Source organism: Halomonas sp. A020, from assembly GCF_027943625.1.
In the GTDB taxonomy this organism is placed as follows: Bacteria; Pseudomonadota; Gammaproteobacteria; order Pseudomonadales; family Halomonadaceae; genus Vreelandella; species Vreelandella piezotolerans.
Genome location: NZ_AP022850.1, coordinates 3053998 through 3069675 on the forward strand (window position 1 = coordinate 3053998; position 15678 = coordinate 3069675).

Annotated in this window: 13 protein-coding genes; 11 read left to right on the forward strand and 2 right to left on the reverse strand. The window is 55.9% G+C overall.

Annotated features, from left to right (window positions below; all coding sequences use genetic code 11):
- Window positions 1–23 precede the first annotated feature (23 nt).
- The 5 genes from clpP (at window position 24) to FRH_RS14245 (ending at window position 7016) form a co-directional block, all read left to right on the forward strand.
- Complete coding sequence (gene clpP, locus FRH_RS14225; RefSeq protein WP_139528522.1) at window positions 24–641, forward strand: ATP-dependent Clp endopeptidase proteolytic subunit ClpP; 618 nt, start codon at window positions 24–26, stop codon at window positions 639–641.
- A gap of 74 nt (window positions 642–715) precedes the next feature.
- The gene (clpX, locus tag FRH_RS14230; RefSeq protein WP_139528521.1) at window positions 716–1996 is read left to right on the forward strand and encodes an ATP-dependent Clp protease ATP-binding subunit ClpX; all 1281 of its coding nucleotides are present in this window, start codon (window positions 716–718) and stop codon (window positions 1994–1996) included.
- A 199-nt stretch (window positions 1997–2195) separates the two neighbouring features.
- Entirely contained in the window at window positions 2196–4622 is a 2427-nt protein-coding gene (lon, locus tag FRH_RS14235; RefSeq protein WP_139528520.1) for an endopeptidase La, read from the forward strand.
- Window positions 4623–4814: 192 nt separating this feature from the next.
- On the forward strand, window positions 4815–5087 hold the full coding sequence (locus FRH_RS14240) for an HU family DNA-binding protein (RefSeq protein WP_009724302.1): 273 nt from the start codon (window positions 4815–4817) through the stop codon (window positions 5085–5087).
- A 111-nt stretch (window positions 5088–5198) separates the two neighbouring features.
- A complete protein-coding gene (locus tag FRH_RS14245) occupies window positions 5199–7016 on the forward strand; it encodes a SurA N-terminal domain-containing protein (protein WP_281997057.1) in 1818 nt (605 codons plus the stop codon).
- 110 nt (window positions 7017–7126) lie between these two features.
- Here FRH_RS14245 and FRH_RS14250 read toward each other — a convergent pair whose 3' ends face one another.
- Window positions 7127–7897 carry a UDP-2,3-diacylglucosamine diphosphatase gene (locus tag FRH_RS14250; RefSeq protein WP_139528518.1) on the reverse strand — a complete coding sequence of 257 codons (771 nt, stop codon included), beginning with the start codon at window positions 7895–7897 and terminating at the stop codon, window positions 7127–7129.
- Between the two features lie 14 nt (window positions 7898–7911).
- Complete coding sequence (locus tag FRH_RS14255; protein WP_139528517.1) at window positions 7912–8412, reverse strand: peptidylprolyl isomerase; 501 nt, start codon at window positions 8410–8412, stop codon at window positions 7912–7914.
- A 156-nt stretch (window positions 8413–8568) separates the two neighbouring features.
- Between FRH_RS14255 and FRH_RS14260 the strand changes: the two genes are divergently transcribed.
- The 6 genes from FRH_RS14260 to FRH_RS14285 all read left to right on the forward strand — a co-directional run bounded on the left by FRH_RS14260 (window position 8569) and on the right by FRH_RS14285 (window position 15605).
- Entirely contained in the window at window positions 8569–10248 is a 1680-nt protein-coding gene (locus tag FRH_RS14260; RefSeq protein WP_139528516.1) for a glutamine--tRNA ligase/YqeY domain fusion protein, read from the forward strand.
- 11 nt (window positions 10249–10259) lie between these two features.
- Window positions 10260–11645 (forward strand): cysteine--tRNA ligase, encoded by a 1386-nt coding sequence (gene cysS, locus FRH_RS14265; RefSeq protein WP_153844020.1) that lies wholly within the window; start codon window positions 10260–10262, stop codon window positions 11643–11645.
- Between the two features lie 105 nt (window positions 11646–11750).
- Window positions 11751–12674: an ABC transporter substrate-binding protein gene (locus tag FRH_RS14270; RefSeq protein ID WP_281997058.1), complete on the forward strand. Its 924-nt coding sequence runs from the start codon at window positions 11751–11753 to the stop codon at window positions 12672–12674.
- 3 nt (window positions 12675–12677) lie between these two features.
- A complete protein-coding gene (locus FRH_RS14275) occupies window positions 12678–13877 on the forward strand; it encodes an ABC transporter permease (protein WP_139528513.1) in 1200 nt (399 codons plus the stop codon).
- A complete protein-coding gene (locus tag FRH_RS14280; protein WP_281997059.1) occupies window positions 13874–14839 on the forward strand; it encodes an ABC transporter ATP-binding protein in 966 nt (321 codons plus the stop codon). The genes FRH_RS14275 and FRH_RS14280 overlap by 4 nt, the downstream gene beginning before the upstream one ends.
- Complete coding sequence (locus FRH_RS14285) at window positions 14829–15605, forward strand: ABC transporter permease (RefSeq protein ID WP_281997060.1); 777 nt, start codon at window positions 14829–14831, stop codon at window positions 15603–15605. Before FRH_RS14280 ends, FRH_RS14285 begins: the two co-directional genes overlap by 11 nt.
- Window positions 15606–15678: the final 73 nt, after the last annotated feature.

The following is a 15678-nucleotide window of genomic DNA, read 5'->3' on the forward strand; positions in this document are numbered from 1 at the left end:
ACCGGACGCAAGGAATCACCCGAATGAGTGAGTTTGATATTCAAAACGCCGGCGGTCTAGTGCCCATGGTGGTTGAGCAGAGCGCCAAAGGGGAAAGAGCCTACGATATCTATTCGCGTCTGCTGAAAGAGCGCGTGATTTTCCTGGTGGGCCCTGTAGAAGACTACATGGCCAACCTTGTCGTGGCGCAACTACTGTTTCTTGAGTCTGAAAATCCCGACAAAGACATTCACTTATATATCAACTCGCCCGGCGGCTCTGTGACGGCAGGGATGTCTATCTATGACACCATGCAGTTCATCAAGCCGGACGTTTCCACCGTGTGTATCGGTCAAGCCGCCAGCATGGGCGCGCTACTGCTTACCGCAGGTGCTGCAGGCAAGCGTTACTGCTTACCGAACTCACGTGTGATGATTCATCAGCCGCTGGGCGGTTACCAGGGGCAAGCATCGGATATTGAGATTCACACCCGTGAAATTCTTGGTATCCGGGAGAAGTTGAATCAAATCTTGGCCCACCATACTGGCCAAGACATTGATAAAGTGGCCCAAGATACCGACCGTGACAATTTCATGAGCGCCAATAAAGCCAAAGAGTATGGCTTGATTGACGCAGTGCTGGATAAGCGGCCTACATCCTGATAGCGTGATAGGATTCTGCTTTTCTAACGAGCTTTTAAGGCGGCGTCAGCCGCCGCAGTGACAGAGGTACGCGAATGGCCGACGGCAAAGGCAAGGACGAAGGTGGCAAACTGCTCTACTGCTCGTTTTGTGGCAAAAATCAAAACGAAGTACGTAAGCTGATTGCTGGCCCGTCCGTGTATATCTGCGATGAGTGTGTCGACTTGTGTAATGACATCATTCGCGAAGAAGTTCTCGAAGCCGATGCCGAGAGCGATGAGGAGCGTCTACCTACGCCCCGCGAAATACGTCATACGCTGGACGACTACGTCATCGGACAAGACCGCGCCAAAATGGTGCTGTCCGTAGCGGTGTATAACCACTACAAGCGTCTGAAGTCAGAAGTGCGTGAAGGCGATGTGGAGCTAGGTAAATCCAACATCCTCCTGATTGGTCCGACGGGAAGCGGTAAGACGCTGCTGGCCGAGACCATGGCGCGGCTACTGAATGTACCTTTTACCATTGCTGATGCAACGACGCTGACCGAAGCAGGGTATGTGGGTGAAGATGTCGAAAACATCATCCAGAAACTACTGCAAAAGTGCGACTACGATGTCGAGAAGGCCGAGCGCGGTATTGTTTATATCGATGAAATCGATAAGATTTCGCGTAAATCGGACAACCCTTCGATTACCCGTGATGTCTCGGGCGAAGGGGTGCAGCAGGCGCTGTTGAAACTGATCGAGGGCACTACGGCGTCCGTACCTCCTCAAGGCGGTCGCAAGCATCCCCAGCAGGAGTTCGTGCAGGTAAACACGGCCAATATCCTGTTTATCGTGGGCGGTGCGTTTGCCGGACTGGACAAGGTGATTCGTGATCGCGCTGAAAAAGGTGGCATTGGCTTCAATGCCAGCGTGAAAAGCAAAGAGTCTTCTCGTGGTGTAGGGGAGCTTCTTGCAGATGTCGAGCCTGAAGATCTCGTCAAGTTCGGTTTGATACCCGAGTTCGTCGGCCGTTTACCAGTGATCGCCACATTGACAGAACTCACCGAAGAGGCCTTGGTGCAAATCTTGACCGAGCCAAAGAATTCGTTGATCAAACAGTATGGCAAACTCTTCGAAATGGAAGACGTCACTCTGGAGTTCAGAGACGATGCCCTGAGAGCCGTGGCGGCAAAAGCCATGGAGAGAAAAACCGGCGCACGTGGACTTCGCTCCATTTTAGAGTCGGTTCTGCTCGATACGATGTATGAAATTCCATCCTTGGAAGGGGTGAGCAAAGTCGTCATCGATGGTTCCGTCATCGCTGGCGAAAGTGAACCGCTGTTGATCTACTCGCAGCAGCAAGAGACTCGTGTCGATGGTACCGACGGTTAATCATAAGGTGCCCGCCACGGCCTAGCTCTCCACCGCTTGTGCCAAACCAAGGGGTCGCCTAGGCGGCCCCTTGCTGTTAATACGCGACTTGAAATGGCTGACCAGCACGCAGTGAGCGTGTCCTGCCATGCCCTTTCCACTGTGTGGTACTTGACTAAGTACCCATCAAGTACTCATCCGAATTTGAGGAACGTCTGCGATGCAGCAGAACGCCGAACAGACACAATGTCTACCCCTGTTGCCGTTGCGGGATGTCGTCGTCTACCCGCAAATGGTTATTCCGCTTTTTGTTGGTCGTGAGAAATCCATACAGGCGCTGGAAGCCGCGATGGAAGCCGACAAGCGTGTACTGCTGGTGGCTCAACGCGAGGCCTCTCAAGACGACCCTGATAACGCGGACCTCTATGCGATGGGGACCGTTGCTGACATCATGCAACTGCTCAAGCTGCCCGATGGTACCGTCAAGGTATTGATCGAAGGCAGTTTCCGGGCGGATGTCATCGATATCGAGGAAAGCGAAGCGGGCTACACTCAGGCGTATTTGACGCCACGGGAAAGCGAACCACTCACTAACCGTGAGCAAGAGGCGCTCGTACGGGTACTGCTCAATCAGTTCGAACAGTACGTGAAGCTTTCCAAGAAAGTGCCTAACGAGGTGCTGAATTCGCTGTCCGGCATCGAAGACCCGAGTCGGCTGGTCGACACCATTTGTGCGCATTTGTCACTAAAAATTGGCGACAAGCAAGAGTTGCTCGAAATGGATCGCGTCCGGGATCGTATCGAGCACTTGATGGCGTTGATCGAGTCAGAAATCGATCTGCTTCAGGTCGAGAAGCGCATTCGCTCGCGTGTCAAAGAGCAGATGGAGAAGACTCAGCGAGAGTACTATCTCAACGAGCAGATGAAAGCCATCCAAAAAGAGATGGGTGAGCTGGATAACGTGCCCAATGAGGCAGAGAAGTACGAGCAAGCGATCAAAGCGTCCGGTATGCCCAAAGAGGCATCAGAAAAGGCAACGCAAGAGCTCAACAAGCTCAAAATGATGGCTTCCAACTCTGCCGAAGCAACCGTGGTGCGATCGTATCTGGACTGGCTTATTGCAGTGCCTTGGAAAAAGCGCACCCGGGTAAAACACGATCTGGTCAAAGCGCAAGAAGTGCTGGATGCGGATCACTACGGGTTGGAAGAGGTCAAGGCACGCATTCTTGAATATCTTGCCGTACAAAAACGCGTGCGCAAGTTGAAAGGCCCAGTGCTTTGTTTGGTTGGTCCGCCCGGGGTGGGTAAAACGTCGCTTGGTCAATCCATTGCTCGCGCGACTAACCGTAAGTATGTACGTCTTGCCTTGGGTGGCGTCCGTGATGAGTCGGAGATTCGCGGCCATCGTCGCACCTACATTGGATCGCTGCCAGGTAAGCTGATGCAACGTATGAGTCGAGCCGGTGTTAAAAACCCGCTTTTCCTCCTGGATGAGGTGGACAAGCTGGGCATGGATCATCGGGGCGATCCTGCATCGGCACTGCTAGAAGTGCTGGACCCAGAGCAGAACGGTAGCTTTAGCGACCATTACCTCGAGCTGGATTATGACCTTTCCGAGACGCTGTTCATTTGTACGGCGAACTCGATGAACATTCCCGGACCGCTGTTGGATCGTATGGAGATCATTCGTCTTCCGGGCTACACCGAAGATGAAAAACTTGCTATCGCCAAGCGCTATTTGTTGCCTAAGCAGCTTGAAGCGAACGGTCTGGAAACCCATGAGCTGGCACTGGGTGATGATGCTCTGCTGGAGCTCGTGCGCTACTACACACGCGAAGCCGGGGTGCGTGAACTCGAGCGCCAGATCGCGAAAGTGTGTCGTAAGGTACTGCGTGAGCGTCTAGAAGCAGAGCGTAAATCAACAGATAAAGCGGGCAGCAAGCTGCAGGCGCAGCAAATACTGACGGCCGAGCAGATCGAAACCTATGCCGGTGTGCGCCGCTACAGCTATGGATTGGCGGAACAGGAGGATCAGGTCGGTCGTGTCACGGGCTTGGCCTGGACCTCGGTGGGTGGCGAGCTGCTCAATATCGAATCGGTGGTTACGCCAGGTAAAGGGCGCATCCATAAAACCGGCTCTTTAGGGGATGTCATGAAAGAGTCGGTGAGCGCTGCCCAGACGGTGGTCAAGGCGCGAGCCGAGCGTTACGGGATCGATCCTCAGCGTTTCGAGAACGAAGACCTGCATATCCACGTGCCCGAGGGTGCCACGCCTAAAGACGGCCCTAGCGCGGGTATTGCCATGGTGACAGCCATTGTCTCCGCGTATACGCAGCGCCCGGTGCGTTGTGAGGTCGCTATGACGGGTGAGGTCAATCTGCGCGGCGAAGTACTGCCGATTGGGGGGCTAAAGGAGAAATTGCTGGCGGCTCGGCGGGGTGGTATAAAGACCGTCCTAATTCCTGAGGAAAATCGTCGAGATCTCAAGGAAGTACCGGAAAATATCAAAGATGCACTTGATATTCGTCCCGTACGGTGGATAGATGACGTGCTGGCGGTCGCGTTGACGGGTAACGTTGCCGAAGGTGCCACGTTGAAAGGCGCAGACACGTCGTTCAATACGAATGCTGCTGCAAGTACCCATTAAGCGTTAAAGCAACGCCTGCTTTAATTTTACTTAATAAATTTGCCCAATGCCTTGAGCGGCGGGCATTTCACGGTCAGGTCGCTTGACAGGTGTTTCAAGGCATTGCTATAAAACGCAGCTATGCTTTGAGGTTGATGCACTCGGTGACCGTACCGTTCAGAGCCATTTTTTGAAACAGTTAAGGGGTGAAGTGTGAATAAGTCCGAGCTGATTGAAGCTATTGCCGCGTCTGCAGATATTCCGAAAGCAGCGGCAACCCGCGCATTGGATGCCATGGTGGAGTCTGTCACCGATAGCCTCAAAAAAGGCGAGAGTGTTTCTCTGGTCGGTTTTGGTACATTTGCGATCAAAGAGCGTGCTGCGCGTACTGGCCGTAACCCGCAGACGGGTCAGCCCATCGAAATCAGCGCCGCCAAAGTACCTAGCTTTAAAGCCGGTAAAGCGCTGAAAGACGCCGTCAACTAATTGGGTCGCGTTGGCTGTAAATTAATGGGCGCATCGCATCCGCGATGCGCCCATGTTATTTTCTGGCCCGCTATTTCGGGCAATAGATGGCTTTGATGATCTGAGGCTAGCATGCTGCAAAGTATACGAGATGGCTCCAGAAGCTGGGGTGCCAAGATAATTATCGGTCTCATGGTGGCAGCCATGGCACTGTTTGGCGTGGAGTCGCTGTTTAGCGTGTTCGGCAGCGATCCCAACGAGGTCGCCAGCGTCAATGGTGAGCCCATTATGCGTCAAGAAGTCGAGCTGAACGTTCAACGTGCGTTGCGCTCTGGACAGGTGCCGCCAGAGCAAGAGCGCGCCTTGCGCAACGATATGCTCGATCAGCTGATTACCCAATCCTTACTGACCCAGTACGCGGAAGAGGGCGGTTTTTACGTCTCCGATGCTCAATTGGATCAAATGATCGTTAGCTTGCCCGAGTTCCATGATCAAGATGGACGATTCTCAGCAGACATTTTCCGTAACCGTCTCGCCGGTGCAGGTTACACGCCTCTCTCGTTTCGTGAAGAGCTACGAGTAGACATCAAGCGACAGCATTTACAGCAAGGGCTTGCCTTTAGCGATTTCACCCTGGCTAGTGAAGAAGAGCGTTTGGCTGACTTACAGCGGCAGCAGCGAGATTTTCGTTACGTCATGCTGAGCGCCGAAGACGCCAATATCGACGTCAACGTTACCAACGAGCAGATGCAGGCTTACTACGATGCCAATCAGTCGCGTTTCGAGCGTCCTGAGCAGGTGCGCGTAGAGTATGTGTTGATCGATCGCCAAGCTATGGCGGAGGACGTCGATGTCGACGAACAGGCGCTTCGCGACGCGTGGCGAGCGCAGAGCCAAAGCGCTGATCGTCGCGTATCGCACATTATGATCACTTTCGGTGACGAGCGTAGCCGTGAAGAAGCTCAGGCGCGGGCTAGCGAAGCGCTTGCGTCCCTCAACGAAGGCGAAAGCTTTGCTGATACGGCCGCGCGCTATTCCGATGACACGGCTAGTGCCGAAGATGGCGGTGATTTAGGTGTCATCAGTCGCGGCTTTTTTGGTGATGCTTTTGACGAGGCGGCGTTTTCCCTGGGTGTGGGCGAAACCTCTCAGCTGGTAGAAATGGATGGTGCTTTCCACATTCTCCGCGTGACCGAGCTGGCAGGCCCCACCTTCGAAGAGCAGCGTGATGCACTGGCTCAAGACGTGGCACTTCGGGAAGTGAATGACGCGTTCAACGAACGGGTTCAGCGCTTGATCGATGAGAGTTTTGCCGCGGATGACCTTCAAAGCGTCGCCGATGATCTCGGCCTGACACTCGAGCAAACGCAGTGGATTGCCCGTGATGAAGGGGAAGGCGTACTTTCCGAGCCTGGCGTGCTAGATGAAGCCTTCAGTGCAGACGTGCTGGAAGAGGGCTATAACAGCGAAGTCATCGAACTCGATAACGACCGTCGTTTGGTGCTACGGGTGGCCGAGCATCGTGACGCGACGGTTCTGCCTTTGGAAGACGTGCGCGATGAGGTCGAACAGGCCGTCGCAGCTCAGCAGCGTCAAGAGGCCCTTCAGGCTCAGGCGGGAGAGTTGATTGCTTCCTTGCGGAACGGTGAAAATGTCGAGCTGGAGTGGCTGGAAGCCAATGACGTGTCGCGTCAGTCGGATAGCGCACTGCCTCAATCGCTTGTGGGCGAAGTGTTCCGTATGCCGCGTCCCAGCGAGGGCGAAAGCGTTTATCGTGCGGTGACTATGCCGCAAGGTGTGGCTGTCGTTGCGCTAGATCGCGTTTTTGTAGGCGAAGTGGACGAGCAGATGACCGCGTTCGTTGCGCAAATGGCCGAGCAGCTTCGTGCCCAGTCGGTTATCCAGGGGTTGATCGACGATCTACGTAACGATGCGGAGATCGAGCGCTAAGTCCTTGAAATACCCCATTGGAATAAATGCAAGTGCCCGCGTGGGCGCTTGCAATGAGCCGAGAAAAAGCCGATCGAGTGATCGGCTTTTTTTGTCGCTCGTATCGCAAGTCAAGGCAGAGCGTCGAGCGAAAACTGACGCAGAACGGGTTCGGCATGACGCTCATTAGCAGGCTCTACCACCACATCCCAGCCGTGTTGGTTGTCCCAGTCGCCCAGTACGAAGCGCTTGGCAGGAACGTCTTCGACCGTGAGGTCGTGCACCTTGGGCCGATGGGTGTGCCCATGAATCATGGTCGTTACACCGTAACGTTCCATGAGTGCCACAACCTCATCTTGGGTGACGTCCATGATGTCGTCGGCTTTGCCCGCATTGGCATCACCCGACTGCATGCGCAGGCTTTTGGCAAGCTCCAACCGCTGCTCCAGGGGCAGCGAAAGAATTTGCTGCTGCCACTGTTCGCTGCGCGACTGAGCGCGAAAAGCCATATACGCCTCGTCTTTGGTGCAGAGGCTATCGCCGTGGAGAATGACGGCGGGAACGCCTTGCAGCTCTACTTGTTCGCTTTCCGGTAGCAGGGTGGCGCCACAGGCGTGAATAAAACGTTCACCCAGTAAAAAGTCTCGGTTGCCATGGATGAAATAGACGGCAGTGCCAGCTTCGCTGAGTGCGTGCAGTCGTCGAATGACGTCATGGGCCACGGTGCTCAGTGGGTGAGGGGTGTCCAGCAGGTCGTCACCCATCCAGGCATCGAAAAGATCTCCCAGGATGTAGAGCGCCTGTGCCCCACTGGCCGTCTGTTCTAAGTAGCGATAAAACCCCTGATTGATCTCAGGTGTCTCGTGACTTAGATGCATATCAGCGATTAGCAGCGTACGCATAAAGCTCCCAACGATTATTCCGCTTCCTTCACGTAGGCGCGTTCGATGATGACATCTTCCGCAGGCACATCGGCGTGCATGCCGCGACGTGTGGTGCTGACGCCTTTGATCGCGTTCACCACATCCATGCCTTCAACGACTTCTCCGAACACCGCATAGCCCCAGCCTTGCAAGCTTTTGCCACTATGGTTAAGGAAGCTGTTGTTACCGACATTGATGAAAAACTGTGCCGTAGCAGAGTGGGGGTCTTGGGTGCGCGCCATGGCCAGCGTGCCGATGGTGTTTTGCAAGCCGTTATCGGCTTCGTTCTCGATAGGGTCACGGGTCGGTTTTTGGTTGAAGTCCTGGTCGAAACCGCCACCTTGAATCATGAAGCCATCAATGACCCGGTGAAACAGCGTGCCGTCGTAAAAACCGTCGCGCACGTACTGCTCGAAATTGGCTGCCGTAACCGGGGCTTTTTCATGATTGAGCGCGATGGTGATGTCACCGTGGTTCGTCTGTAATACGATCATGGATAAATTCCTGTTCAATAAAAGCGTTCGCCTTGGCGCTGTGCATCGGCGTCACGTTATAATAGCGGTTTTGCTCGGCACCGCGAAGCGCTAACCCTGATTGCCTTTGCATCGTTTGCCCAGCACGCCATCCACCATGAGGTTATCAACACCACCATGACCAACGAGACCACCCCAGCGCCGAACTTCATTCGCAACCAAGTACGCGACGAGATAGCGGGCGGCCAGGTCACCAAAATCGTGACGCGCTTTCCCCCGGAGCCCAACGGCTTTTTGCATATCGGCCACGCCAAGTCGATCTGTTTGAATTTCGGGTTGGCAGAGCAGTTGGGTGGTGAGTGTCATCTGCGCTTTGACGACACCAACCCTGCCAAAGAAGAGCAGGCGTACATCGATGCCATCAAAGAGGACGTCAGCTGGCTGGGCTTCGAGTGGGCCGGACCGGTGCGCTTTGCCTCTGATTATTTCGATCAGCTCTACGCCTGGGCGCAGCATCTGATTCGTGAAGACAAAGCCTATGTGGATGACCTCTCCCCGGATGAGATTCGCGAGTATCGAGGCACGCTGACCGAGCCCGGCAAGCCTAGCCCCTACCGTGAGCGCAGCGCCGAAGAGAGCTTGGACCTTCTAGAACGGATGCGTAACGGTGAGTTTGGTGAAGGCGAAAAAGTGCTGCGCGCCAAAATCGATATGGCGTCGCCCAACATCAATTTGCGCGATCCGATCTTGTACCGCATTCGTCATGCGCATCATCACCAAACAGGTGACAAGTGGAAAATCTACCCCTCGTACGATTTTACCCACGGTCAGTCGGATGCCATCGAGGGTATTACTCACTCCATCTGTACGCTGGAGTTCGAAGACCACCGCCCGCTATACGAGTGGTTCTTGAACAATCTGCCGGTGCCCGCCAAGCCGCGCCAGATTGAATTTGCCAGACTGAACCTCGACTACACGCTGACCTCCAAACGTAAGCTGAAGCTGTTGGTGGATGAGCAGATCGTCGATGGTTGGGATGACCCGCGAATGCCGACCATTTCCGGTATGCGTCGCCGCGGCTATACGCCCGCTTCGATTCGTAAATTCTGTGAAATGATCGGCGTGACCCGTTCCGACGGTGGTTTGGTGGATATCGCCATGCTGACCCACGCCATTCGTTCGGACCTGGAAGATAACGCACCCCGCGCCATGTGCGTGCTCAAGCCGCTGAAAGTAGTGCTGACGAACGTGCCGGAAGATCACGAGGAAGTGTACGAGGTGCCGGGCCACCCAGCGCGTGACGATATGCCGATGCGCAAGGTGCCGTTTGGTCGTGAACTCTACATCGACCAAGACGACTTCATGGAAGACGCACCGAAAAAATTCTTCCGCTTAGCGCCCGGTAAAGAAGTCCGTCTGCGTAATAGCTATGTGATCCGTTGTGATGAGGTTATCAAAGATGACGCAGGCGAGATCGTCGAGCTGCGCTGCTCCGTCGATTTCGACACCCTGGGTAAAAACCCCGAAGGCCGCAAGGTGAAAGGGGTGATTCACTGGGTCAGCGCGGCCCACGGCGTGCCGATGGAAGTGCGCCTCTACGATAACCTGTTCATGGTCGAGCAGCCCGATCGTGACAAGGACGTCGACTTCCTCGAGCATTTGAACCCCGAGTCGCTGGTGGTATGCAACGCCATTGGCGAGCCAAGCCTGGCCAGCGCCGCGCCGGAAGATCGCTTCCAATTCGAGCGAGTCGGTTATTTCTGTGCTGATCGCCATGTCTCCACTAACGACCACCTGGTGTTCAACCGTACCGTTGGGTTGAAAGATAGCTGGGCGAAAATCAAACAGAAGGGCTAAGGAAACGTCATATGCATATTTACAATACGCTGACTCGCCGCAAAGACCCTTTTCGCCCGCTGGTGGCCGGCAAGGTCAGCATGTACGTTTGCGGTATGACGGTGTATGACTACTGTCACCTTGGCCACGCCCGGGTGATGGTGGCCTTTGACGTGATTACCCGCTACCTGCGCCATCGCGGTTATGACGTGACCTATGTCCGCAACATCACCGATATCGACGATAAAATCCTCAAGCGGGCCGAGGAGAACGGCGAGCCCATCGACGCGCTCACCGAGCGCATGATTGCCGCGATGCATGAGGACGAAGCTCGCCTCAACGTGCTGCCACCCAGTCAGGAGCCCCGGGCAACGGGGCACATCGACGATATCATCGCGATGATCGAAACGCTCATCGACAAAGGCTTTGCCTATGCCGCGGCCAATGGTGATGTCTACTACCGAGTGCGCAAGTTCACCGACTACGGCAAATTGAACAACCGTCAGTTGGATGACATGCGCTCGGGAGCGCGCGTGGATGTGGATGTACACAAAGAGGATCCGCTGGATTTCGTGCTTTGGAAAGCGGCCAAACCCGGTGAAGCCCACTGGCACTCTCCTTGGGGAGAGGGTCGCCCCGGCTGGCACATCGAGTGCTCTGCAATGTCGACCTGCTGCTTGGGTGATACCTTCGATATCCATGGCGGCGGGCCGGATTTGACCTTTCCTCATCATGAGAACGAGATCGCCCAATCGGAAGCAGCGACAGGGAAAACCTACGTCAATACCTGGATGCATGCCGGCGCCGTGCGTGTGAATCAGGAAAAGATGTCCAAGTCCTTGGGCAATTTCTTCACCATCCGTGACGTACTTGCCGAGCATGATCCGGAAGTCGTTCGCTATCTGTTGGTCGCCAGCCACTACCGCAGCGCCATCAACTACTCGTTGGATTCGCTGGTCGAAGCACGCAAGTCGCTGACGCGACTATATACGGCGTTGGAAGGCGTGGACGCTGACGAGCAGGCAGTCGCCAGCGAGGCGGCCGAGCGCTTTACCGCGGCCATGGACGACGACTTCAACACCCCTGTCGCTTTGGCCGCGCTGTTCGACTTGGCCCGCGATCTCAACCGCGCGAAAAGCGACCAGCCAGCGGAAGCGCCGCGCTTGGCAGGCGAATTAAAGCGCTTGGCCGGGGTGCTGGGGTTATTACAGCAAGTGCCGGAAACCTTCCTCAAAGGCGCTCAGCAGCAGGTAGCGCTTAGCGAGGAGGAGATCGAAGCCAAAATCGCCGAACGTCATGATGCAAAAACCAGTAAGGATTTTGCCCGCGCGGACGCCATTCGTGACGAGCTGGCAGCGCTCGGCATCGTTCTCAAGGACTCCCGGGAAGGGACGACCTGGGTCATCGAAGCGCCTTGATCGTGGTGATATGTCGGACGCCGTGAAAACGGCGTCTGACTTCAACGCAGTAGGCTCTTATACTGATCCGGTACGCCACAGACGCACACTGAAAAGGACGACCCCATGCGCTCATTGTTCACACCTTCGCTGGCTGCCTGTCTATCGACGGTAGCCTTCTCTGTAGTCACTCTTTCCACGGCCAGCGCCAACGATCCCGTCGTGGTGTCTTCGAAAATCGATACGGAAGGCTCGGTGTTGGGCGAACTGATCATTCAAACATTGGAACGCAACGGCATTCCTACGGAAGATCGCCTTCAGTTAGGGGGCACTAGCGTGGTACGTAGCGCGCTGCAAGCAGGGGAGATCGATCTTTACCCAGAATACACGGGGAACGGCGCCTTCTTCTTCGACATGACCGATAGCCCCGTCTGGAACAGCGCCGACGACGCTTATCAAACCGTCAGCGAACGCGATGCCGAGCAGGGGTTGATTTGGCTACGGCCCGCCAGTGCCAACAACACTTGGGCCATGAGCATTCGCCAAGACGTGGCCGACGCCAATGATTTGACCACGCTGGATGATTTGGCTGCATATCTGGCCGATGGCGGAACGTTCAAATTTGCCGCCAGCGCTGAATTCGTCGAATCCGCCCAGGCGCTACCGGCTTTCCAGGACGCCTATGGTTTCGAGTTGAGCGATGATCAGCTGCTCGTCCTTTCGGGTGGCAACACGGCTGCTACGATGCGTGCGGCCGCGCAGCAAACCAGCGGTGTCAATGGCGCCATGACCTACGGTACCGACGGTGGTCTGAGCGCCCTGGGCCTCGTCGTGCTCGAAGACTCCAAAGGCGTACAGCCGGTGTATCAACCCGCTCCCGTGGTGCGTGAAGAAGTGCTTGACGCTTACCCTGACATGGAAGCGTTGCTGAATGAGGTGTTTGCCACGCTAGACCTCGTGACGCTGCAAGAGCTCAATGCGAATGTCGCGGTGAATGGTGTCTCGCCGGATCAAGTAGCGAGTGACTACCTCGACAGCCTGGATGACTGATGAATGTCGTTGATCGACGCCCTACCATCGCCATCCTTTAAACGACGCCCTTGGCAGCCTAATGTCGTACTGTGCTGTCTCAGCGGGAGCATGTTAGCCGCTGCATGGCTACTGAACGTGGTGAGTGTCGCCCCTAATCGTATCGTTTCCGGTACCGCCTTTGGCATGGTCGATGCCATTGGTTGGCCAGGGGCAGCCCTGGTGTCATTGCTCTCTCTCGCTATGGCGACGTTGGCATTGATGCCTAACGTCCGGCACTATCGAGCGGTGCTGGCCATCGTTACGCTAACCTTACTACTCATGCCGTTTGGTTTGATGGTGGCTGGCCACTGGTTGGTCGACCCTTCCTTACCTCAGGCGCGTCTTGGTATTGGTCCGGCCTACTGGACCGTACTGTTCGTTTTATTGCTCTGCTTGGTAGAGCTTCGTCTGCGTCTTGGGTTATCTCGATGGTGGACGGCGCTACTGTTATTCGGTGTAAGCGTTGTCTGGTGGGGCTGTGCCGCGCTCTGGCTGGATCGCCTTGCCCTGGTACAGGAGTTCCAAGCTCGGCAGGGGCAGTTTTATCAGGCACTGATGCAGCACATGGTGCTGGTGAGCACGGCTGTAGGCGTCAGCGTGGTGCTGGGGTCGCTGCTGGCCATGCTCATGCGTCGCTATGAGCGGCTACAAAAAGTAGCGTTTACGCTGCTGAATTTTTTACAAACCATCCCCAGCTTGGCGCTGTTTGGGCTTCTGCTAGCGCCCCTTGCCTGGCTGGCAGCGAATGTCCCAACGCTGGCGGCGCTAGGGGTGAGTGGCATTGGCAACGCGCCGGCGCTGATCGCGCTCATCGCCTACAGCCTGCTGCCAATGGTGCGCAATACCTACATCGCCCTCGAAGAAGTGAGCGAGGAGACATTGCAGGCCGCCAAAGCCATGGGAATGCGAACGACACAACGTTTTTGGCAAGTGCGGTTTCCGTTGGCACTTCCCGTGCTGTTGGAAGGCGTGCGTATTACCGCCGTTCAAGCCGTGGGACTTACCGCGGTAGCGGCATTGATTGGGGCGGGCGGCTTAGGCACATTTATTTTTCAAGGGCTGGGTCAGGCTGCCATGGATATGGTGCTGTTGGGTGCGTTACCCATTTTGATCTTGGCGCTCATGGTGGATGCAGGGCTTGGTGCGTTAGCGGACGCGCTGCGTCCCGGAGGACGGCAATGATCGAGCTTTCCCATGTTTCAAAGACGTTCGGCGACGCCACCGCGGTGGATGACATTACCCTGCGGGTTGCAAAAGGCAAGCTCTGTGCGTTGGTAGGTACTTCCGGCTGCGGTAAATCCACCACGCTGCGCATGATCAATCGACTCATCGATCACAGCAGTGGCGACATCATCTTGGATGGCCAGGCGATCGAGCAGTACGATCCAGTGAAGCTTCGCCGTCGCATTGGTTACGTGATTCAGAGCACCGGACTATTTCCTCACTGGAGCGTTGCACGCAACATTGGATTGGTGCCTCGGCTATTGAAGTGGTCGGCTACCGATACTACCGCTCGAGTCGAGGAGTTGATGGGGTTGCTAGGGCTGCCTGTGGAGGAGTTCGCCCATAAATATCCTCACCAACTCTCCGGCGGGCAGGCGCAACGGGTAGGTGTGGCTCGCGCGCTTGCCGGCGATCCCGATATCTTGCTCATGGATGAGCCCTTTGGGGCGCTAGACCCCATCACCCGGGAAAAGCTCCAAGAGGAGCTTGCCAAAATACAGTCTCGGCTGCACAAAACCATCGTGTTCGTGACCCACGATATGGATGAAGCACTGGGGTTGGCCGACCACCTTGTCGTCATGCGCGACGGTCGCATCGTTCAACAGGGCACGCCACTAGCGCTTTTACAGCATCCCCACGATCCGTTTGTCGAGTCGTTACTCGGCGGCCTGGAGCGGGGATTGAAGCAAGCAGCGCTCACACGGGTGAAAGACCACATGACATCGCTGGGGCCTACCTTGCCGGCGCAGTCGCGCATTCCCGCTGATTTTTCGCTGCGCCAAGCGCTCTCCATGATGTTGCGTGATCACTGTGATCGCTTGACGGTCGTCGATCAAAACGATGTGCCGATTGGTGAGCTGTCGCTTCGCCGTATCGTCAAAGAAGCACAGTGGGATAGGACGAGTCAGCGTGAATCGTAAGTCCGGTAACAACGATTTGTCGAATGTCGCTAACGTCCAGTGGCTTCTTCCACTGGCATGGGCTGCACTGTTGGCGGCGGGCATCATTGGTATGCCTCTGCTAGAGAGCTTGTTTCGTTGGATAGAGCCTGACGCTAGACAGGTCGTTTATGCTCGCGCGGCATTTTACGAGTTGCTCGGCCGTCATGTCCTGGTCGTTGGCGTGGCGGCGGTGGTGACGATCATCGCGGGCGTGGCGGCGGGGGTGGCCGTCACGCGTGAGAGAGGGCGTGATTTTTTGCCGCTGATCGGGCAACTGGCATCGCTGGGGCAGACGTTTCCACCGGTCGCCGTATTGGCGTTAGCCGTTCCGGTGCTCGGCTTTGGCACGCTGCCCATCATCGTTGCCCTCATGCTCTACGGACTGCTGCCCATCGTGCGTAATACCCTGGCGGGTATCAATGATGTCGACCCAACGTTCAAACAGTCGGCCCTGGCCATGGGTATGACGCCCTGGCAAGTGTTGCGACAAGTCGAACTTCCGCTGGCGGCGCCGGTCATTTTGGCGGGCGTGCGCACCTCGGTGACGATCAATATCGCCACGGCTGCGCTGGGCGCGACAGTGGGTGCGAGTAACCTGGGCGACCCGATCATTGCGGGCATCGTCAACGGTAATGTGGCCTACGTACTGCAAGGTGCTCTTTTGATCGCGCTTCTGGCGCTCTGCGTCGATAGCGCTTTCAATGTCTATCAGCAGACGCTGCGTCAGCGTCTCTCTGCATCTTAAGTCGAATCCCTAAACCGCTTCCACTGAGTTACTGTCCCAGTGTTGCGTTGACCCTTGTCAGATAAATCCACTG